Source organism: Roseibium sp. (assembly GCF_048261595.1).
Taxonomy (GTDB): Bacteria; Pseudomonadota; Alphaproteobacteria; order Rhizobiales; family Stappiaceae; genus Roseibium.
The window spans coordinates 1,168,885-1,189,219 of record NZ_JBLXFW010000001.1 but is presented as its reverse complement, the minus strand read 5'-3'; the positions used below and the strand labels follow the sequence as shown (position 1 = coordinate 1,189,219).

13 protein-coding genes are annotated in these 20,335 nt (G+C 61.2%); 7 read left to right on the top strand and 6 right to left on the bottom strand.

The genetic code is table 11. The features are described 5' to 3' along the window. Window positions 1-9 precede the first annotated feature (9 nt). The 3 genes from ACN0SY_RS05345 to ACN0SY_RS05335 all read right to left on the bottom strand — a co-directional run bounded on the left by ACN0SY_RS05345 (window position 10) and on the right by ACN0SY_RS05335 (window position 3,960). Complete coding sequence (locus ACN0SY_RS05345) at window positions 10-1,218, bottom strand: acetyl-CoA C-acetyltransferase (protein WP_417685115.1); 1,209 nt, start codon at window positions 1,216-1,218, stop codon at window positions 10-12. Between the two features lie 137 nt (window positions 1,219-1,355). Next, window positions 1,356-3,152, bottom strand: coding sequence for an acyl-CoA dehydrogenase C-terminal domain-containing protein (locus ACN0SY_RS05340; RefSeq protein WP_417685113.1), 1,797 nt, complete (start codon window positions 3,150-3,152; stop codon window positions 1,356-1,358). Window positions 3,153-3,495: 343 nt separating this feature from the next. Beyond that, a complete protein-coding gene (locus ACN0SY_RS05335; RefSeq protein WP_417685112.1) occupies window positions 3,496-3,960 on the bottom strand; it encodes a MerR family transcriptional regulator in 465 nt (154 codons plus the stop codon). Between the two features lie 420 nt (window positions 3,961-4,380). Between ACN0SY_RS05335 and ACN0SY_RS05330 the strand changes: the two genes are divergently transcribed. The 3 genes from ACN0SY_RS05330 (at window position 4,381) to ACN0SY_RS05320 (ending at window position 10,318) form a co-directional block, all read left to right on the top strand. After that, window positions 4,381-8,430, top strand: a complete 4,050-nt coding sequence (locus ACN0SY_RS05330; protein WP_417685110.1) for a peptidoglycan-binding protein — start codon at window positions 4,381-4,383, stop codon at window positions 8,428-8,430. 185 nt (window positions 8,431-8,615) lie between these two features. Next, entirely contained in the window at window positions 8,616-9,545 is a 930-nt protein-coding gene (locus ACN0SY_RS05325) for a sulfite exporter TauE/SafE family protein (RefSeq protein WP_417685108.1), read from the top strand. Next, window positions 9,542-10,318 (top strand): TIGR02186 family protein, encoded by a 777-nt coding sequence (locus ACN0SY_RS05320; protein ID WP_417685107.1) that lies wholly within the window; start codon window positions 9,542-9,544, stop codon window positions 10,316-10,318. The genes ACN0SY_RS05325 and ACN0SY_RS05320 overlap by 4 nt, the downstream gene beginning before the upstream one ends. A gap of 22 nt (window positions 10,319-10,340) precedes the next feature. Here the strand turns inward: ACN0SY_RS05320 and pdeM are convergent, their stop codons facing one another. Continuing rightward, window positions 10,341-11,075: a ligase-associated DNA damage response endonuclease PdeM gene (gene pdeM / locus ACN0SY_RS05315; protein ID WP_417685106.1), complete on the bottom strand. Its 735-nt coding sequence runs from the start codon at window positions 11,073-11,075 to the stop codon at window positions 10,341-10,343. Continuing rightward, complete coding sequence (locus ACN0SY_RS05310; protein ID WP_417685104.1) at window positions 11,072-13,582, bottom strand: ligase-associated DNA damage response DEXH box helicase; 2,511 nt, start codon at window positions 13,580-13,582, stop codon at window positions 11,072-11,074. Before ACN0SY_RS05310 ends, pdeM begins: the two co-directional genes overlap by 4 nt. 131 nt (window positions 13,583-13,713) lie before the next feature. Between ACN0SY_RS05310 and ACN0SY_RS05305 the strand changes: the two genes are divergently transcribed. Genes ACN0SY_RS05305 through ACN0SY_RS05295 form a run of 3 tightly spaced genes read left to right on the top strand, consistent with a single transcriptional unit; the run spans window position 13,714 to window position 16,200 of the window. Next, window positions 13,714-14,646, top strand: a complete 933-nt coding sequence (locus tag ACN0SY_RS05305; RefSeq protein ID WP_417685102.1) for a DUF4189 domain-containing protein — start codon at window positions 13,714-13,716, stop codon at window positions 14,644-14,646. Window positions 14,647-14,704: 58 nt separating this feature from the next. Continuing rightward, window positions 14,705-15,745 carry a ligase-associated DNA damage response exonuclease gene (locus ACN0SY_RS05300; RefSeq protein ID WP_417685100.1) on the top strand — a complete coding sequence of 347 codons (1,041 nt, stop codon included), beginning with the start codon at window positions 14,705-14,707 and terminating at the stop codon, window positions 15,743-15,745. A gap of 26 nt (window positions 15,746-15,771) precedes the next feature. Continuing rightward, a complete protein-coding gene (locus tag ACN0SY_RS05295; protein WP_417685098.1) occupies window positions 15,772-16,200 on the top strand; it encodes a DUF4440 domain-containing protein in 429 nt (142 codons plus the stop codon). Window positions 16,201-16,292: 92 nt separating this feature from the next. On the opposite strand, the gene ACN0SY_RS05290 is transcribed toward ACN0SY_RS05295, so the two are convergent. Then, entirely contained in the window at window positions 16,293-18,398 is a 2,106-nt protein-coding gene (locus tag ACN0SY_RS05290) for a DEAD/DEAH box helicase (RefSeq protein WP_417685096.1), read from the bottom strand. A gap of 265 nt (window positions 18,399-18,663) precedes the next feature. Between ACN0SY_RS05290 and ACN0SY_RS05285 the strand changes: the two genes are divergently transcribed. After that, window positions 18,664-20,313 carry a cisplatin damage response ATP-dependent DNA ligase gene (locus ACN0SY_RS05285; RefSeq protein ID WP_417685094.1) on the top strand — a complete coding sequence of 550 codons (1,650 nt, stop codon included), beginning with the start codon at window positions 18,664-18,666 and terminating at the stop codon, window positions 20,311-20,313. Window positions 20,314-20,335: the final 22 nt, after the last annotated feature.

The window sequence follows — 20,335 nt, the reverse complement described above, 5'->3', positions numbered from 1 at the left end:
CGCTCAGCCTCAGACGCGCTCGATGATCGTCGCCGTGCCCATGCCGGCGCCAATGCAAAGAGTGACCAGGGCGGTGTTGAGGTCGCGGCGTTCCAGTTCGTCAAGAACAGTGCCGAGGATCATGGCGCCGGTTGCCCCGAGCGGATGCCCCATGGCAATTGCGCCGCCGTTGACGTTGACGGTCTCAGGGTCGAGGTCGAAAGCCTGCTGGTAACGCAGGACCACGGAGGCGAAGGCCTCGTTGATCTCGAAGAGGTCGATGTCCTTGAGGTCCATCTTGGCGTTCTTGAGCAGCTTCTGGGTAACATCCACCGGACCGGTCAGCATCAGTGCCGGCTCGGAGCCGATATTGGCAAAGGCTTTGATGCGGGCGCGGGCCTTGAGACCGGCGGAGCGCCCGGCCGCGCGCGAACCGATCAGGACGGCGGCGGCACCATCGACGATGCCGGAAGAATTGCCGGCGTGGTGGACGTGAGTGATCTTCTCAAGTTCCGGATGCGCCTGAACGGCGACGGCATCGAATCCGCCCATGCCACCCATCAGCTCGAACGACGGATTCAGGGAAGCCAGGGACTGCATGTCCGTTTCCGGGCGCATGTGCTCGTCGCGATCCAGAATGGTGACGCCGTTGATGTCCTTCACCGGAACGACCGAATTCTTGAACCGGCCCTCCGCCCAGGACTTGGCAGCGCGCTTCTGGCTTTCAACCGCATAGGCGTCGCAGTCGTCACGGCTGAAACCGTATTTGGACGCAATCAGGTCGGCGGATACGCCCTGGGGCATGAAGTAGGAGGGGATGGCGACCTGCGGCTCGATCGGCCATGCACCGCCAGATGCGCCGAGACCGACGCGGCTCATGCTTTCCACGCCGCCGGCAATCACAAGACCGTGCTGGCCGGACATGACCTGAGCGGAGGCCATGTTCACGGCGTCGAGGCCGGAGGCGCAGAAGCGGTTGATCTGCATGCCCGGAACGGAAGTGTCGTAACCTGCGGCAAAGACCGCTGCGCGCCCGATGTCGCCACCGGCTTCGCCAACCGGATCGACGCAGCCCAGAACAACGTCGTCGACACGTGCGGTGTCCAGGTTGTTGCGGTCGCGGATGGCGGAAAGAGCAGTTGCGGCGAGCCGGACGGACGGCACTTCATGCAGTGCGCCGTCCTTCTTGCCGCGGCCGCGCGGCGTGCGCACGTGATCGTAGATAAATGCTTCTGGCATGATGTCCTCCTCGAATGTTCTTGTCCGCTTCGTGCGCTCGCTGTGGCGCTCTGAACCGGGTGGCCCTGTCGAAGAGGCCACGGATGCTATCTCAAAAGCTGTTGTTGACCGGCCCGGTCGCCGGGCCGGCCTGCGCGTTAAAACGCTTCCGCGTCGAGAGCCATGATGGTGTCGGCGCCGCTTGTGATGCGGGCCAGGTGCGCAGCGGTCTCCGGCATGGTGCGCTCCATGAAGAACTTGCCGAAGGTCAGCTTGGTCTTGAGCCACTCTTCCTTGTCTCCGGCGCCTGCCTCAAGCTTGCTGTTCACCGTGTCTGCGATCTTCGCCCACATGTAGCCCATCGACACCAGGCCGAAGAGGTGCATGTAGTCGACCGAGCCCGCACCCGCATGGTCCGGGTTCTTCATGGCGTTGTTCATGAACCACATGGTCGCCTGCTGCAGATGGTCGAGGCCCGTCTTCAGCGGTCCGACATAGGGCTGCATGGCTTCGTTTTCGCCATGTTCCTTGATGAAGGACCCGACTTCGTTGAAGAAGCTCATGACGGCCCGGCCGCCGTTTGCCGGCAGCTTGCGGCCCACCAGGTCAAGGGCCTGGATGCCGTTGGCGCCTTCATAGATCATGGCGATGCGGGCATCGCGCACGAATTGCTCCATGCCCCATTCGGCGATGTAACCGTGGCCGCCGAACATCTGCTGTGCGTTGACTGCATTTGCAAAGCCGGTATCGGTCAGCACGCCCTTAAGGACCGGCGTCATGAGGCCCATCATGTCGTCGGAGGCAGTGCGAGCCTTCTCGTCCGGCGAGCGGTGGGATACGTCTCCATGCAGAGCGGTCCAAAGGACCAGCGCGCGGGCCGCTTCGTTGAAAGAGCGGATCTGCATCAGGGTGCGGCGCACGTCCGGATGGACGATGATCGGGTCGGCTGCCTTGTCTGCGGCCTTCGGACCGGTCAGGGCGCGGCCCTGGATGCGGTCCTTGGTGTAGGCAACCGCGTTCTGATATGCGACTTCCGACTGGGCCAGACCTTGAACTGCCACGCCGAGGCGGGCTTCGTTCATCATGGTGAACATGGCGCGCAGGCCCTTGTTCTCCTCGCCGACGAGCCAGCCGGTGGCGTTGTCATAGTTCATCACGCAGGTGGCGTTTCCGTGAATGCCCATCTTGTGCTCCAGCGAGCCGCAGGAAACGCCGTTGCGCTCACCGACAGAGCCGTCTTCGCCGACCAGCTTCTTCGGGACAACAAAGAGCGAAATGCCCTTGGTGCCGTCCGGCGCGCCCTCGATGCGGGCGAGCACCAGGTGAATGATGTTCTCGGACATCTCGTGGTCGCCGGCGGAGATGAAGATCTTCGTACCCGAGATCTTGTAGCTTCCGTCTGCCTGCGGAACCGCCTTGGAACGGATGAGGCCAAGGTCCGTGCCGCAATGGGGCTCGGTCAGGTTCATGGTACCGGTCCAGGTGCCGGCAATCATGTTGGGCAGGTAGGTCTGCTTCTGCTCGTCGGTTCCGTGCAGGGTGAGTGCGGCAACCGCGCCGGCGGTAAGACCCGGATACATGGCGAAGGCCATGTTTGCCGAAGACAGATACTCGTTGAATGCAACAGCAAGTGAGTGCGGCAGGCCCTGGCCGCCGAAGTCCGGATCTGCGGAGAGCGTGCCCCAACCGCTTTCGCAGAAGGCGTCATACGCTTCCTTGAATCCCTTCGGAGGGGTAACCGTGCCATCTTCGGAACGCTTGCACCCTTCCTGGTCGCCGCTGAGATTGATCGGCTGGGCGACCTCCTCGGCAAACTTGCCGCCTTCGCGCAGGATCGCTTCAACGAGGTCAGGGGCCGCATCGGCAAAACCGGGCAGCTCGGAATATTTTTCGTATCCCAGAACGTCGTTCAGGAGAAACAGGGTGTCTTCGACGGGGGCGCTGTAACTCGGCATGGAATTCCTCCCAAAGGATCGCCTTGCTTTAATTGACGTGACGTTTCCGTAAACGTCACCTTGAGCGCTATATACGCCCGTGTCGGAGCGCGGGCAAGTAGTGTCCTAGGGGAAGGGTGACCGAAAAATTGCAAACTTTCCACGTTTCGGCGTGTTTTTCGTACTTCAGCGTTACGAAATGTGATCCGGAGTCGGTCTTTTTGGGCATTTTTGCCGGTTTTGAAGCCAGAAGCCGTGCGCCGAGTGTAGGGCCGGAGCACGAAAAAGCCCGCAACGGCTGAGCTGACCGCTACGGGCTAAAAGGTTATCTCTACTGCAGGCAGACGAATTGCCGCGAGGCCGGTCAGCTTTCGCCTTCCGCCTCCTTGTGCTTCAGCATGCCGGATACGATCTCGACGGTGCGTGAGAGCTCCTCGATCGCCTGTTCGATATCGCGGCGCTGTTCTTCCAGGACCGCGATCTGGCCGTTAAAGCGGGACAGGGCGACCCGGAGCTGGGTTACCTGCCCGTCACGCAGGTCGTAAAGATCAAGCATGTCCCGGATCTCGGAGAGCGAGAACCCGACGCGCTTGCCCATCAGGACCAGCTTGAGGCGGGCGCGATCACGGCGGGTATAGACGCGGTTCATGCCGTCGCGCTTTGGATTCAGGAGGCCTTTGTCTTCATAAAAGCGCAGGGTGCGAAGAGTGCATTTGAATTCCTTGGCCAGATCTCCAATGGAAAACTGCGTCTTCTTCGTTGTGTCGTCATTCGCGCTGACGACGTCGATGACTTCGTCGTGGTTCAAAATGGTGAGTGCTTCGCTCATCAGTTTACCTTGTCTGCGGCCTTTGACCGGGCAGCTTTTTCTGTTCTTGCACAGGGCATGGCACGCGCATCGGTGCGCATTGGGGAACGCTCTGCGAGGGTTGATGTGGATAACCCGCAGTTTAATGACGGCGGGAAACGTTTGCGGACATGTACCTTACGCTTGGGTAAAGGTCCAGTCCGGTGCGGCCATATCTCGGGAAAATCGTTAATGGCGGGCCGAAACTGCCGCAAGGTTCCAGCCGGGTTTCATGGCGGTGACGTTCACCCGTCTCGCATTTGGCAATCCCGATTAACGTGCTGTTTACCCTGACTGGACAAAGATTCTGCAAATGCTGCGGCGCTATGTGTATCTTTTTGTTGGCTAGGCGCAGCCCTTTGATGAACAGCGGTCAGAAGATCGTTTTGCCAGGGTCAAGATATGCCGGCTTGGAAGAACCGCGAAGCAGGACGCCGCGGACGCAGAATCAATCAGCCTCTTGATGAGCAGCATCCTGATGATGCCGCCCCGCGCAGAAGCCGTGCGTCTTCGGGTCTGGGGCGTGAGCGTCCGGACGACAGAATCGAGCGCCTGACCCGAACCGCCACCTCTTTAGGTGGTCGTCAGTCGCACCCCGGCAACAGCAGCGAGCTGGAAGCGGTGGCAAGCGAACTCGACCGTCTCTTGAGCGCGCGTGAAGAACGCGGCGCCCGCGTCCGCGAGCGGCGTGTCGAAAGGCCTGCTCGGGATGTCACACGTGTGGACCGCGACAAGGGAGTGGCCGATCGGGGCCGCCTCGATGACGTCATGGGGGCACTTGAGCGCCTGGACCGAAAAGTCGAGGGACTGGTCTCCCGTCCGCTTGAGCCGGAAGTGACCGGTCATGATGACAACTACGACGCTCTGCCGGATGCGATGGACGAGTATGCCGGCTATGACGATCATTACGAGGACAGCTACGAAGCTCCTCGCGATGATCGGGCGTACGACTATTCCGACGACAATGGCGCTTACGCCTATGCAGAACCTGCCCCGGGTCGCGCACGCTCTTCGGTAGAGCGGTCCGCATACGCAGATGCACAGCCATCACCCTACAAGGATATCGGTCGCCGGATTGATGCTCTTCGCAAGCCCCAGGCGGAAGCCTTCGACAGGTTCCGCCATGAACTGGGTTCCCTGCGCGAGGCAATTGGCGGCTATTCGGCGGTAACCCACGAGCGCGTCGGCAAGCAGAATGCGGAACTGCGCCGGCTGGCGAATATGGTCGAGCGACTGCGCGTTGAGCAGAAGGACGACCGCCTTGCCAAGGAAATCCGCAAGGAAGTCGCCGAACTCAAGTCGCTTGTCGGCAGAACGAATGTCGATGGAACGCTGAAGACGCTCGAACATGGCTACGCCCACATTCTCCAGCGTCTCGATGAGTTGACCCGCGCGTCCATCGACCCGCGGGTTCTGCGCGGAGTGACTGCACGCCTGAACGAGATCGAGGATGCATTCGCCTCGTTGCCGCGCGGCGAGCACATGCTGGCGCTTGAAGACCGTATTTCCGATATTTCGGATCGGATGGAAGAGCTTCTGGGTCGCAGCGATCACAGCGATATCGAGCCCTTGCGTTCCGAGCTGCGCGATGTTCGCTCGTTTGTCGAGCAGATCGACATCGGCGGTCTTGTCGAAAGCATCGATGACCGGATGAAGTTCGTTTCAGGACGTCTGGACGATCTGGAAATCCTGGCGCGTGAGCAGCGCGGTCTTGATACGCGCATCACCGCAATGGAAGAGCGTCTGCCTGACGCGGAAATGCTGAACCGTCTTCAGGGGCGTCTGGAAGACATCGTCGGCATGATGTCCGATGAACGCGCTTCGCCGCTGAACCCGGAAAAATACGGTGCCGTCGGCAGCAAGCTGGAAGAAATTGTCGGACGCCTCGACCGGATGGAGAAGATCCAGCCGCAGGCGGACAACGAAGCCTTCGCGATGCTCGAGGAGCGGCTTACGTCCATCTCCTCCAAGATTGACTCCATGGAGAAGAAGGCAAGCCGTCCGACGCCTGTGCTTGATGCAGCGTCCGCCATGGCGGCCGGTGGAGACGCCAAGGCCTTTGCCGAGTTGCAGACCCGTATCTCCGACCTCAGCAAGCTGCTCGAGCGTCCTTCCAACAGCGTGACAACGGCAGACCTCGATGCGCTTCGCGTCGAAATCGGGGAAATGCGCAAGTCGGTCGACGTTCCTGCGTCGACGCAGGCTCTGGAAAAGCGGATCAGCGATCTTGCGGAAGCAGTTGCGCGTGGCGGCGAGGGCATTGACGACAGCCGCCTCGATCAACTTGGTTCGAAGGTTGCAGCGCTTGCCGAACAGCTGGAAAATACCTCCAGCCGCAGCGATGAACTGGAACGCGTCACGACGGCCCTTGCCAGGATCGAGGATGGTCTCAAGAGCACGCGCGCAGATGTTGTCGAAATCGCCCAGAAGGCGGCTAAGGAGGCTGTCGTCGGCAAGCCGGGTGGTCGCAGCCCCGATTACGACGCGGCGATCGACGGGTTGCAGTCCGATCTGCGTCGGCTTCTCGACGCCGCAGAGGGCGCAGAAGAGCGTACCGTCAACACGTTCAATGGCGTCCAGGCTGTCCTGACGTCCCTGACCGATCGTCTTGAGCGGCTTGAAAAGATAGGCTCCAGGCCTGTTTCGGGCGCTGCAGCTGAAGTCACCGCGCCGCGTGAGGCGGGCTTCTTCGGCAAGGGATTAGGCCGGTCGCGCCAGGCCGATGCAGAGGATGACCGTGCCTCTGAACGGGGTCGCGATCGCAAGGCCGACTTCATCGCCGCAGCGCGCCGCGCAGCGCAGGCAGCTTCCCAGGAAGCCGCGATGCTGGATGTTGCGGCCGAGGCGCCTTCAGATCGCCCGCGTGATCCGGAAAGCAGCAGCGCAGAGCGCGCCGGTTGGCTTCGTAGCGTTCTCAAGCGTGGCAAGCAACGCGGTGAAGATGCCGACGACGTCTTGCACGACGAGGATAAGGTCTCCGCGAACGCCCCGGAAGATGCAGAGGAATTGCTGGCCGGCGACCGCCCGGTGGTTCCCGAAGACCAGGCCACCGGCGGCGGTGGCCGTCGCCGCGCCTTGCTTTTTGCGGCCGCAGCAGTGGTTCTGACCATCGGCGCGCTGCAGGTCTTCAAGCTCGTCGGAACATCTCCGAACGAGCCTGAACAGACTGCCATGAGCATGCCGGACAGCGTCGGTGACAACGTCATGGTTGCTCCGCAGGCACCGGTTCTGGCTGACGGTGGAAATGACAGTGCAATAGACGCCCAGACGGCAGATGAAGCGATTTCCCTGACCGATCTCGGGACGCCGCAGGTTGAGGACACGCCTTTGCTGTCTCCGGACGAAGCCGGGGAACTGGTGGCCGAAGCATCTACCGATGAGCCCGGACTGGGCGACCTGGCCGAAGGACCCAGCGTCCCGACGGTTGCGACCGGCCCGGAAGAAGGCGCCACCGATGCACTTGCGTTTGCCCCGCCCAGCGGCGTGAGCAGCTCCTTCGGGGAGGGCGTCCCCTCGCCGGAGAGCGGCGATCTTCAGCCATTGCCTGACGCGATGCCGGCAAGCGTTGTTGCCAACCTTCCTCCCGAGGAAGTCGGAACAATGGCCCTTCGCTCCGCAGCAGCCAGCGGTAATCCGGCCGCCGCCTTTCTGGTTGGCGTGAGATTCACCGAGGGTGCGGGCATTCCGGCCAACCTTTCGGAAGCCGCAAAATGGTACCAGAAGGCCGCGGAACAGGGCCTGGCTCCGGCGCAGTATCGTCTGGCAAGCCTTTACGAAAAGGGCAGGGGCGTCGAGCGCGACCCGCAGTTGGCGCGCGAGTGGTATACCAAGGCCGCGGAAGCCGGAAACACCAAGGCCATGCACAATCTGGCAGTGCTTCATGCCGAAGGTGCCGAGGGCGCCCCCGATTTCACGCAGGCCGCAAAGTGGTTCGAGAGCGCCGCGAATTTCGGTGTCAAGGACAGTCTCTTCAACCTGGGAATCCTTTATGCGCGCGGCCTTGGCGTCGAGAAGGATCTCGTCGCGAGCTACAAATGGTTTGCGATCGCCGCCGAGCAGGGCGATCGGGATGCCGCCAAGAAGCGTGACGACGTGGCCAACATGATGGACCAGGACACCCTGGCGGCTGCACGGCTCGCAGTGGAGAGCTTCCAGCTGAAGACGCCGGATCCGGCTGCCAACAAGGTTGCCACCGAGCCGGGCTGGGCGTCTGCAACGGGTATGTCGACCAATGCTTCGGCCATCCTGGATGACGTCGTCGACTATGAGGCGATGGTCCGTGAAGCGCAGGCCAAGCTCAACGAACTGGGTTTTGAGACCGGCACACCGGATGGCCAGATGGGGCCGCGTACACGCAGCGCCATTAGGGCATTTCAAAGAAGCCTCGGCCGGGCAGAGACCGGTGAGGTCGATGCGGGCCTGATAAAGGATCTGGAAAGCCAGTCGATCTGATACCAGGACGGCGAGGACGGAACTCAGGCTTTCGCGTTGCCGTCTGGTGCAGGAGCAGCGGTTTTTCGTCACCCTGAGAGGATGAGGGTGTCTTTGGTTGACAGGCCCTCACCAGAGGCGCTTAAACCACGTTAGTATGCAATCCGCGGGCGCTTGTGAGAGCGCTCCAACTCCGGTCGCTGCCTGTGCAATTATACCTGCCCATAGCCGAAATCCCGGTCAACATGTTCGTCATCTTCGGAATGGGTGGCGCCGTGGGTTTCCTCTCGGGGCTTTTCGGCATCGGAGGCGGGTTTCTTCTTACGCCTCTGCTGATCTTCTCCGGCATTCCTCCGGCAGTTTCGGTTGCAACAGTGACGACGCAGGTCGTCGCCTCCTCCGCCTCTGCGGTCGTGACCTACTGGCGGCGAAAGGCGATCGACTTCAAACTGGCCTTCATGCTGCTCATCGGCGGCGTAACAGGATCGCTTGTCGGCGTCATTCTGTTCGATGTGCTTCAGTCCATCGGGCAGCTCGACCTTGTCATTTCGCTCTCCTACGTGACCTTTCTCGGCGCCATCGGCAGCTTGATGCTGTTTGAATCCCTGCGCGCCATTCGCCGGCGAAGGACAGGGGCTGCCGTCACTGCAAAACGTCCCGGACAGCATAACTGGATCCATGGCTTGCCGCTGAAAATGCGCTTCCGTCAGTCCAGGCTCTACGTCAGCGTCATCCCGGTTCTGGCGCTCGGAGGCATTATCGGCTTTCTGGGAACCGTGCTGGGCATCGGTGGTGGCTTCATGATGGTGCCGGCGCTGATCTATCTTCTGCGTGTGCCGACCAGCGTCGTGATCGGCACCTCTTTGCTGCAGATCCTTTTCACGATGGCGGCCGCGACGATCTTCCATTCCATCGGGTCGCAGACGGTGGATATCGTGCTTGCCATCACGCTGATGGTCGGGGGCGTGATTGGGGCGCAGTTCGGAGCACGCATGGGCCAGAACCTGCGCGGTGACCAGCTTCGTCTGTTGCTTGCCCTCCTCGTTCTGCTTGTCGGCCTGCGATTTGCCGTCGACCTGTTGCTGACGCCGGATGATCTTTATTCGATCGCGATCATGAAGGGAGCAGGCGCATGACCCGGTTGCTGACCCTCTTTGGCATGATCATCATCTCGATGTTGGCGGGGCGTTCGGCACAGGCCGAGGATTTGGTGACCGCATTGTCGTCGGAAATGGTGTCGATCAAGTCCAACTTCACCGGTACCGAGATCGTGGTCTTCGGGCAGATCGGGCGCGATCTGAACACGATAGCCCGCCCCGGCGCCTACGACCTGGTTATCACGGTGGAAGGACCGGTTCAGGACATCACGACACGCCGAAAGGGGCGGTTCCTTGGCGTCTGGGTGAACCGGGAATATGAGACCTTTCAGCAGATTCCATCATTCTATGCCCTTGCGAGCACGAAAAGCGTCGGATCGATTGGCGACCGCGACCTGCTCGATGAATTCGGAATCGGACTTCATCACCTGAACCTTGCGGTGTCCGGCCGTTCGGGCGTTCCCCTGTCCGAGCGGGATGATTTCCGCCGGGCATTTCTCCGTTTGCGGCAGCAGCAGGGTCTTTATTCCGAACGTCCCGAGTCGATCGAGTTCCTGACCGACACCATGTTCCGCACGACCGTTCCGCTTCCGGCAAACATCCCGGTCGGAAACTACAAGGTGAAGAGCTATCTGTTTCAGGATGGTGGTGTGCTCAGCTTCAAGGAAGCGGACCTTGCCGTTGCCAAGATCGGCTTCGAGCAGTTCACCTACAATCTGGCGCACAGCTTCCCGGCTCTCTACGGATTGATTGCCGTCGCGCTGGCAATCTTCACCGGTTGGCTGGCAGGCGTGATCTTCCGGAAGGATTGAGTGTTCGGTCGAAAGGCGCGGATCAGTCGCCAATCAGCTTCGAGGCGGTGAACGGGTAAAGCCGGTTGTCGCCCAGAAGGAAGGTGGAAAACCGTTTGCCGCTGAACAGTGGCGAGAACGCGCGGTCCATCACATTCAGCCCGCCCGTCAGTGCGCCGAATGCGGGCAGGACAAGACGCGTTCCATCGGTTGCAAAACAGGGACGCCGGATCGAGCGGCCGTAGCGACGAACCTTTGCGGCCGGATGCAGGTGACCGCAGATCTCTCCAAGTGCTCTCTTGCGGCTGTCTTCGCACGGTTCATGCCGGAATGTCAGCGAGCCGATTGTGATTTCGTCCATCGCTTCGCCGCACAGGCGCACTGGCGCGATCGGGTCGTGATTGCCGGTGATCCAGATCCAGTCACGGTTCAGCTGAAGCGTCGTCAGCAGGGCGCGATAGGCAGGAGGCAGGCGGTCTGAGCCGTCGCGGTCGTGAAAACTGTCGCCAAGCGCAATAACGCGAGCCGGATCGAACGCGTCGATAACCGCCGCGAGTTTCTCCAGCGTCGCACCTGTGTCGTAGGGCGGCAGCATGACGCCACGTCTTGCGTAGGACGAGCCCTTCTCCAGGTGCAGGTCGGCCACCACTAACGTCGATTCTTCCGGCCACCAGAGAACGCCACTGTCATGCAAACCGACAGTCTGCCCGTTGATCTGAATGTCGTGACAGACCGGAACCACCATGAAATCGCGCATATGCCGGGGCAGAAGGCTCATTGTCCAAGGGCCTCCGTCACCAGGTCGTCTGCGGCGTCTTCTAGGATGCTTTCCATGGCCTCGCCATAAATCGGTTCACGGCCGATCTCCAGAAGGATCGGCACTGCAAGAGGGGATACGCGGCTAAGGCGAGTATGCGTGATTCGACCCTTGATACGGGAAAGAAGTTCGCCAAGACGCGAGATATCCAAAAGTCCTTCGGCGGCATCGTTCCATGTGGCGCGCAAAAGGATGTGGTCGGGTTCATGCGTCCGCAATACGTCGTAAATGAGGTCGGATGAGACCGTGACCTGTCTGCCGGTTTTTTCCTGTCCGGGGTGGCGGCGTTCGATCAGTCCGGCGATGACGGCGCAGTTCCGGAATGTCCGTTTCATCAGGCTGGACTCCGCCAGCCAGGCGTCGAGGTCGTCGCCGAGAATGTCTTCCTCAAACAGTGCATCCAGAGATATGCGCCCGCTGTCGAACAGCTGCGACAGGTCTCCGAGTCCCCAGATGCTCAGGGCGTAATCGTTGGCAACAAAACCGAGTGGGCGCGCACCGAGCCGCTCCAGCCGCTTGGTCAGCAGCATACCGAGTGTCTGGTGCGCCAGCCGCCCTTCGAACGGGTAGCAGACCATGTAGTTTTTGCCGGCCCGTGGAAAGGTCTCGACGAGAAGGCCGTCTTCGGCCGGCAGTCGGGACTTGAGCTCCTGGAGTTGCAGCCACTCGGAAACCTGGTCGGGCAGGAACTTCCAGCTCGACGGGGTGGCCAGCAAACGACGCACACTCTTGGCAAGATAGGTCGACAGGGGAAACTTGCCGCCCATGTAGGACGGGATCATCGGGGTCTCCGCCCTGGTGCGCGAGACATAGGCTTCGTTCTCCCGGATGGCCTCGAACCGCAGGATCTCGCCGCCGAAGATGAATGTGTCGCCGCTTTCGAGCTGCTCGACAAACCACTCCTCGATTTCACCCAGCACACGCCCTCCGCGGCCGACAGGTGTTCGCCGTCCCTGTGCCTTCGACTTTACGAGGCGAACCTTCAACATGGGGGCTTCGACAATGGTGCCGACATTCAGGCGGTATTGCTGGGCGACCTTGGGATTTGCGATCCGCCAGTTGCCTTCCTTGTCCTGCTTCAGTCTTGCGTAACGCTCATAGGTCTTCAGCGCATAGCCGCCGGTCGCAACGAAATCGAGGACGCGATCGAAGGTCTCCCGGTCGAGATGGCGGTACGTTTCGCTGGCGCGGATTTCATTGAATGTTTCGTCCGCATTCAGAGGATTGGCGCATGCCAGGCCCAAGAGATGCTGGGCGAGGACATCAAGTGATCCCTTGCGCAAGGGCGGAGTGTCCTGATCGCCGCGCTTTGAGGCCGCCAGAGCCGCCTGACACTCCAGCACCTCGAACCTGTTGGCCGGTACCAGAACCGCCTTGGAGGGTTCGTCCATGCGGTGATTGGCGCGGCCGATGCGCTGGGCAAGCCGGCTTGCGCCCTTCGGAGCCCCTATGTTGACGACAAGGTCGATGTCCCCCCAGTCGATGCCGAGGTCGAGGGACGAGGTAGCAACGACGGCCCGCAATTCTCCGCTGGACATGGCCGCCTCAACCTTGCGTCGTTGGCCGACATCGAGCGAGCCATGATGAAGGGCGATCGGCAGCGTGTCCTCGTTGATCCGCCACAGATCCTGGAAGATCGCTTCCGCCTGGGATCGCGTGTTGACGAAAAGGAGCGTCACCCGGTGCTCCTTTATCAGACGGTACATGTCGCCAAGGGCATAGCGGGCGGAGTGTCCGGACCACGGCAGTCTTTCATCCGAGTCGAGGATCGAGATGTCGGGTTCCGCGCCGCCGGCAACCTGCACCACACTGGAGAGTGCCCGGGCGGTGGGGTCGGGCTGGTCCACAAGATAGGCTCTGAGGTCATCGGGTTCGGCGACCGTCGCCGAGAGCCCGATGATGCGCAGGTTCGGCGACAGGCGCCTGAGCCTGGCAAGACCAAGGGCGAGCAGGTCACCGCGCTTGGACGTCACCAGCGCATGCAGTTCGTCGAGGATGATGGTCCGCAACGAGGAAAAGATCTTCTCGGACGCCGGGTCGGAAAGCAGAAGGGCAATCTGTTCCGGCGTTGTCAGCAACATTTCCGGTGGATCGGACTTCTGCCGCTGGCGCTTGTGCGATGGCGTGTCGCCGGTGCGTGTCTCGATCCGGATATCGAGGCCCATCTCGTTCACCGGTGCGTCGAGATTGCGGGCAATGTCGACGGCAAGGGCCTTCAGGGGCGAGATGTAGAGCGTGTGAATTCCCTTCGGTCCCGGCGTGCCGGGCTTGGGTCGTTCCCGCAGGGAAAGTTCGACCAGGCTCGGCAGGAAACCTGCGAGCGTCTTGCCTGCGCCGGTCGGGGCGATCAGAAGTGTCGAGCGATCATCCCTGAGATGTTCCAGCAAGGCGATCTGGTGTGGCCGAGCGCTCCAACCTCGGGCGGCGAACCAGTTCCGGAATCGTAAGGGAAGGAGATCTGACGTCATGGATCCGTTCTAAGGCGGTCAACTTCTTTTGGCGAGCCTCCGAAATGTGTTGCCGGTCACATTCAGTGTCGTAGGGTCAGCATATTGTCCGGTCATCACGTCGTACTTCCTTTACGGCTTTGGAGGGAACTTTGAGATTTCACTATGCTAATGCGGCCGTTGTCGCCGCTGTCGCGTCCTTTTTCAGCATGTCCGCAGCGTCTGCTTCAGAGAGCCTGAACTACCGTTGTCAGGTAGACGGACTTTTCTCTTTCATCGAGACGATCCCGGAAGAAGGGCGAGCGAAATTCGAAAGCGCTGGAAGCCGATTTTACCTCGACGCCAAGCCCGGCGGTTTCTACGGCAACGACCGCGAGCGGGTTTCCTTCGATGAGCAGCGCAGGCAGGGCTACGGTACTCTCCAGATGGGCAACAGGTCGTTTTCCTGCGAACAGGTGGTCCCGGCTTCCGGGCAGGCTCAGCAAGCGGGCGGCTACGGTCAGGGACAACAGATCAACGTTGTGGGGCAGTCCCTGGGAGGCAAGCTACGCAGCGGCCCGGGCATGAACTACCGTCAGACGGGAAGCGTTTCCGAAGGTACCTGGTTGACGATCCTGAACAACACCGGCGTTCACTACGACGGCTATGACTGGTTCGAAGTCGTCTTCGACAATGGTGCTCGGGGGTATCAGTGGGGCGGGATCATGTGTTCCAACGGTCCAAGGATCCAAGGCATCTACAGTTCCTGTCAGACAGCTCGTCCAGCTGCGCCTGCGCCCCAACCGGTAGCCTCGACAGGTGGACGCGGTTTCATGGCCTTCGCGGTGGGCCGGAACGGAGCCTATGGTCATGGCGCGGGGCCGACACGTCGTGAGGCGGAGCGCTTTGCGCTACAGTATTGCGGCGGTGCAGGATGCTCGATCATGGATGTAACCGACGCGCAGTGCCACGCGATGGCGGTGGTGCCGGGTGCCAACTGGTTCGGTGCTGGCCAAAGCCGGCAGGCGGCACAGAACTTCGCCATGGGCTTTTGTTCCAATGCTGGTGCTCGCGGCTGCCGGATCGAGTACACCTACTGTCAGTAAAACGACGAGCGTTTCGGGGCGGGCTGGATTTTTCAGCCCGCCTACTTAACTTCTGGCCATGTCTGATCTGCTGACCCTTCGCCCGGAAGGCCTCTATTGCCCCGATATCGACACCTTCATCGATCCCGTGCGACCGGTGGCACGTGCGATTATCACTCATGGTCATGCGGATCATGCAAGGTCGGGTCACGGCGCCGTCCTGGCCACCCGGCAAACGCTGGACATCATGGCCTTGCGCTACGGCGCTGATTTCTGCGGGCAACGCCAGACGATCGACTATGGAGAGATCGTCTCCCTTTCCGGGATAAACGTGTCGCTGCATCCTGCTGGCCACGTGCTCGGTTCAGCCCAGGTGCTGCTTGAGGATGGCCACGGGCGAACCGTTGTCTCAGGGGACTACAAGCGGCAGGGCGATCCGACCTGCAGTCCCTTCGAGTTGGTCAGGTGCGATACCTTCGTCACCGAAGCGACCTTCGGCCTGCCGGTGTTCAAGCATCCCCCCGCGATCGAGGAAGCGAAGAAGCTGCTGGCGTCTCTCTTGCTGTTTCCGGACAAGGTGCATCTTGTCGGCGCCTATGCCCTGGGAAAGGCGCAACGGGTGATCGGTGAACTGCGCGCAGCCGGCTACGACAAGACAATCTATCTCCACGGCGCACTCGTTAAGCTGACGGAATATTATCAGGAAGAAGGTGTCGGCCTCGGCCCGGTGGAAGCCGTCGGAGCGAGGGGTCGCGAGCTGGCCGGAGAGATCGTTCTTTGCCCTCCCGGACAATTGGCCGACCGCTGGGCGCGCCGGTTCGGCGAAACTGTCACCTCCATGGCCTCCGGCTGGATGCGCGTTCGTGCAAGAGCCCGTCAGCGCGGTGTCGAGTTGCCCTTGATCATGTCGGATCATGCCGATTGGGACGATCTCTGTCTTACTGTCGCGCAGACTGGTGCTGAGCAGATCTGGGTCACCCACGGCGCGGAGGAAGCTCTTGTGCATTGGTGCCAAATGAATGGACGAAAGGCGCGTCCTCTCAATATGATCGGCTATGATGACGGCGAGGACGCGGAACCTGCGGAACTGCAAGATGCTGACGCCGTCAGCGCGCCGTAGGGCGAGACTGGAAAAAGGGGCAAGCCATGTCTGATGGGAACCGGAGCGGCGGCGGAGAAGTCGTCATGGACAATGGCCAGAGTGCTGCCGAGGAAGAGATCGCGCAACTCTTCGAAGACTATCTCGCAGGTTTCAATGATTTCGACGCTGACCGCATTTGCGACTGCTTCGCCATGCCGGCGACGATCTGGCAGCATGACAAGGGGCATGTCTTCAGCGACGACGAGGAGTTGCTGGAGAATATCGAAGCGCTTCTTGCCGCACTCGACAAGGAAGGGGTGACCAGTTCCGACTTCCATGTCGTCTCAAGTCATATCAGCGGCTCGGCCGCACTTGTGACGCTCGACTGGACACAGGAAACGTCAGACGCCGAAACGGCGCTCGAGTTCACCTGCCATTACCAGCTTCTTCTTGATGGTGATCAGTGGATGATCGCCATGATCATCAACGAGTAGCCTGATCTGACATCTGGAAAGAAAAGAAGCGGAGACCCCGGGGTCCCCGCTCCTTTGCGTTGTTTGACGTTTGATCAACGAGCGGACTTCAATCAGCCCTTGGTTTTCGTGGCTTTGCGTTCGGCGCGCGACGGCTTGTTCTTTCCGCCCTTGCCCTTTTTCGGGCCGGCCGGCTTCTTGCCAAAGCCCGGCTTCTTTCCCTTTGGGCCGCTACGCGGGCCGCGGTCGTCGTCGCGGCGCTCTGCCGGCGCGCGGCGCGGACCAGCGTCCTCGCCATTGCGATCACGGGCGAGCGCTCGCATGTCGAGCGGCTCGAAAGCCGGATGATGCGGGGCTGCCTCGTCATCGTCGAAACGGCGGCGCTTCTTCCCCTTTGGAGCAAAGTCGCGGGGTGCGCGGTCCCGGCGAGGGCCGCGGCGGGTGTCTTCGCCTTCGATGCGGTCTTCAGCGCCCATCGTCTCGTAGTCAGGCGCTGCATCGGCGGACCTGCGCGGCTTGCGCTCGCGGAAGCCTTCACGATCCCTGTCCCGTCCACGCTCACGATTGAAGGACGGCGGCGGCGGCGTCTTGCCGCCACGAGCATCCAGCACTTCGATGGTGACGTTGTTCTCGCCCGATCCCTCGCGGCGAATCACTTCGGCATAGCGCTCGCCATGGGCACCGTCGATCTCGAAGCGGGTCTCGTTCTGGAAGATCTTGATCGCACCGACTTCGCGCTTGGTCACATGTCCGGCGCGGCAGATCATCGGCAGGAGCCAGCGCGGATCGGCACGGTGCTTGTGTCCGAGCGACAGCCGGAACCAGATGCCATTCTCGAACTTGCCCTGGATCTCGGCCGAACGGCCTCCGCGTTCACCCGGGCCGCGGCCGCGGATGTTGTCTTCCGTTGCTTCCGAAACATCTTCCGGTGCCGGCAGGCGCGACTGGTGCAACTTGACGAAAGCCGCCGCGATGCGCTCGGCGCCATGCTTCTCCAGAAGTTCGGCTGCGATTGCGGTCTCTTCCGGTTCGAATTCGGCACTCAGGGACGGATCGGCGAGCAGGCGCTCCTTGTCTTTGGCGCGAATGTCGTCGGCAGTGGGCGCACCAATCCAGGTTGCCTTGATGCCGGCGAAGTGCAGCGTGCGTTCGGCAGCACGTCTGCGCGGATAGGGAACCATCAGCACGCAGGTGCCCTTGCGGCCTGCGCGGCCTGTCCGGCCGGAGCGGTGCAGCAGCGCAGCCTTGCCCGTCGGAAGGTCTGCGTGAATGACGAGATCGAGGTTCGGCAAGTCGATACCGCGAGCCGCGACATCGGTTGCCACGCAAACGCGGGCCGAACCGTTCTTCATGGCCGTCAGGGCTGCGGAGCGCTGCTCCTGGCTGAGCTCCCCGGATAGCGAAACGATGGAAAAGCCGCGGTTGGCAAGGCGGCTGGTCAGCCGCTTCACGGCCTCGCGCGTCGAGCAGAACAGGATCGCCTTTTCCGCCTCATGCAGGCGCAGGACGTTGATGATCGCATTCTCGCGCTCATTCGGAGCGACCGGATGGGCGATATAGTCGATGTCGCCGTGCTGCTCATGGGTGTTGATGGTCGACAGGCGGACCGCGTCTTTCTGGAACCGCTTGGCGAGATCGGCGATCGGCTTGGGAACCGTCGCGGAGAACATCAGCGTGCGGCGGCTGGCCGGCGCTGCATCGAGAATGAATTCGAGATCTTCCCGGAAGCCCATGTCGAGCATTTCATCGGCTTCATCGAGAACGACGGCCTTCAGCTCGGACAGGTCCAGTGCGCCGCGCTCGATGTGATCGCGCAGGCGGCCCGGCGTGCCGACTACGATATGCGCGCCGCGTTCAAGGGCACGGCGTTCCGTCCGCGGATCCATGCCGCCGACACAGGACGTTGTCTGGGCACCGGCCTGCTTGTAAAGCCAGGTCAGCTCTTCCTTGACCTGCAGGGCCAGTTCGCGGGTGGGTGCGATGGCGAGGGCAATCGGAGCCCCGGCCTGGCCAAGTGCGGGTTCGTCGCCCAGGATCGTCGGCGCCAGCGCGAGGCCGAACGCTACTGTCTTGCCCGACCCGGTCTGTGCCGAGACCAAGAGGTCTGCATCGGAGGGCGCATCGTTCAGGACGGCTTCCTGAACGGGAGTGAGCGATTCATAGCCACGATCAGCTAAAGCGGAAGCCAACGCCGCAGGGACGTTCGTAAATTCGGTCATCTAGGTCTTTCAAAGGAAACAACGCAGCGCGGCAGGCATCTCGTGCCTTGCGACGGGCGCATATCTATTTGCCCCGTGTATATGCGGGAACGCTCCCAAGGTCCACCGAAACCGTGACATCGGTTCATCTTGGGTTAAAGCTGGCCCTGCAACTGGGCCTCAACTGCTTGTCGGTTGCATGCCCATCACTTGTCCAGTGTTTGCGGCGAACCAGATATAGGAAGTATGCGATCATTTCCCGGGACCGTGAGACAGGCAATTCTGAATGCGATCATTTTCGACATTGCTTGATCGGCTTGCCTTCGAAAGCAGGCGGAGTGTCAAGGAACAACTGGTTCGCGACTACCTTGCGAGAACCCCGGACCCTGGTCGCGGTTACGCACTTGCAGCACTGACCGGAGATCTGAGCTTTCGGCATGCCAAACCGGCAGTCTTGCGCGCGATGATCTCCGAACGGTGCGATCCGCATCTCTTCGAACTCTCGTACGACTTCGTCGGTGACTTGTCGGAAACCGTGGCCCTCATGTGGCCGTCCGGGCCGAAGGCAATGGATGCAACGGTCGATCTCCCGTTTGCAGAAGTGGTGGAAACGCTGCAGCAGGCATCGAAGGTGTCCGTCGTGGGGTATCTTTCGGGTTGGCTCGATCGTCTCGACGAGACTGGGCGCTGGGCCTTGCTGAAGCTTGTAACGGGCGGCCTGAGGGTCGGTGTTTCGGCCCGTCTGGCAAAATCTGCCGTCGCGGGTCTCGGAACCATCAGTGCCAATGACGTCGAAGAGGTCTGGCATGGCCAGTCTCCGCCCTATGTTGAGTTGCTTGGTTGGGCGGAAGGACGTCTGCCACGCCCCGAGCACAGCGACCCGGCGCCATTTCGTCCACCTATGCTCGCTCATCCGCTTGATGAGGAGAAGGACATCGGCTCCCTAAACGCGGATGATCTTTTCGTTGAATGGAAATGGGACGGCATCAGGGTCCAGGCGGCCAGTGGTTCTGACGATGCCGGAAGACGGGTCGCAAGACTTTACTCCCGAACCGGAGACGACATTTCACAGGCCTTTCCCGATGTCACGCGGCTTCTCGATTTCGACGCCACGCTCGACGGTGAATTGCTGGTGGTCTGCGACGGTGAAGTCCGGCCCTTCTCGGATCTTCAGCGGCGCCTCAATCGAAAGTCCGCCGGGCCGAAACTGCTTGCGGAACTGCCTGCCGCCATCCGCGCGTATGATCTTCTCAGCCTCGACGGGGAGGATCTGCGTGACATGCCCTTCATGGAAAGGCGGGCACGGCTTGAAACATTCGTAGAGCAATTGGCGAAGCCGGAAATCTCCTTGTCCCCGCAGGTGCCCGTCCAGACCTGGAAGGCGATAGCCGGGGCACGCAGCAAGCCACAGGACCATTTGCCGGAAAGCGATGCCGCAGCCGTGGAAGGCTTGATGCTGAAACGCCGCGATGCGCCGTATGTTCCTGGCAGACCGAAGGGCCTTTGGTTCAAGTGGAAGCGGGAGCCTTTCCTCATCGACGCTGTCCTGCTCTACGCACAGCGCGGACATGGAAAACGCTCGTCCTTTTACTCCGACTACACATTCGGTGTCTGGCGTGAAGAGGGTGAGGGCGACGTGTTGGTGCCCGTCGGCAAGGCCTATTTCGGTTTCACCGATGATGAGCTGAAGGAAATCGACCGCTTCGTGCGAAACAACACGATCAATCGCTTCGGTCCGGTACGCGAAGTCGTGCACGAGGCAGGCAACGGCCTCGTGCTCGAGATTGCCTTCGAGGGGCTGAACAGGTCGACCCGGCACAAGTCCGGTGTTGCCATGCGATTTCCCCGAATTTCCCGTCTGCGCTGGGACAAGCCTCCCTCCGAAGCGGATCGACTGGAGACGCTTCAAGTTCTTTTGAACTCCACAAGCGCTTGAATAGACAGGCAAACTAGGTAAG

Excerpts from the sequence above, each read along its gene's own strand:
- ACN0SY_RS05345 (WP_417685115.1), bottom strand. The coding sequence starts at position 1,218 with ATGCCAGAAGCATTTATCTACGATCACGTGCGCACGCCGCGCGGCCGC.
- ACN0SY_RS05340 (WP_417685113.1), bottom strand. The coding sequence starts at position 3,152 with ATGCCGAGTTACAGCGCCCCCGTCGAAGACACCCTGTTTCTCCTGAAC.
- ACN0SY_RS05335 (WP_417685112.1), bottom strand. The coding sequence starts at position 3,960 with ATGAGCGAAGCACTCACCATTTTGAACCACGACGAAGTCATCGACGTC.
- ACN0SY_RS05330 (WP_417685110.1), top strand. The coding sequence starts at position 4,381 with ATGCCGGCTTGGAAGAACCGCGAAGCAGGACGCCGCGGACGCAGAATC.
- ACN0SY_RS05320 (WP_417685107.1), top strand. The coding sequence starts at position 9,542 with ATGACCCGGTTGCTGACCCTCTTTGGCATGATCATCATCTCGATGTTG.
- pdeM (WP_417685106.1), bottom strand. The coding sequence starts at position 11,075 with ATGAGCCTTCTGCCCCGGCATATGCGCGATTTCATGGTGGTTCCGGTC.
- ACN0SY_RS05310 (WP_417685104.1), bottom strand. The coding sequence starts at position 13,582 with ATGACGTCAGATCTCCTTCCCTTACGATTCCGGAACTGGTTCGCCGCC.
- ACN0SY_RS05300 (WP_417685100.1), top strand. The coding sequence starts at position 14,705 with ATGTCTGATCTGCTGACCCTTCGCCCGGAAGGCCTCTATTGCCCCGAT.
- ACN0SY_RS05295 (WP_417685098.1), top strand. The coding sequence starts at position 15,772 with ATGTCTGATGGGAACCGGAGCGGCGGCGGAGAAGTCGTCATGGACAAT.
- ACN0SY_RS05290 (WP_417685096.1), bottom strand. The coding sequence starts at position 18,398 with ATGACCGAATTTACGAACGTCCCTGCGGCGTTGGCTTCCGCTTTAGCT.
- ACN0SY_RS05285 (WP_417685094.1), top strand. The coding sequence starts at position 18,664 with ATGCGATCATTTTCGACATTGCTTGATCGGCTTGCCTTCGAAAGCAGG.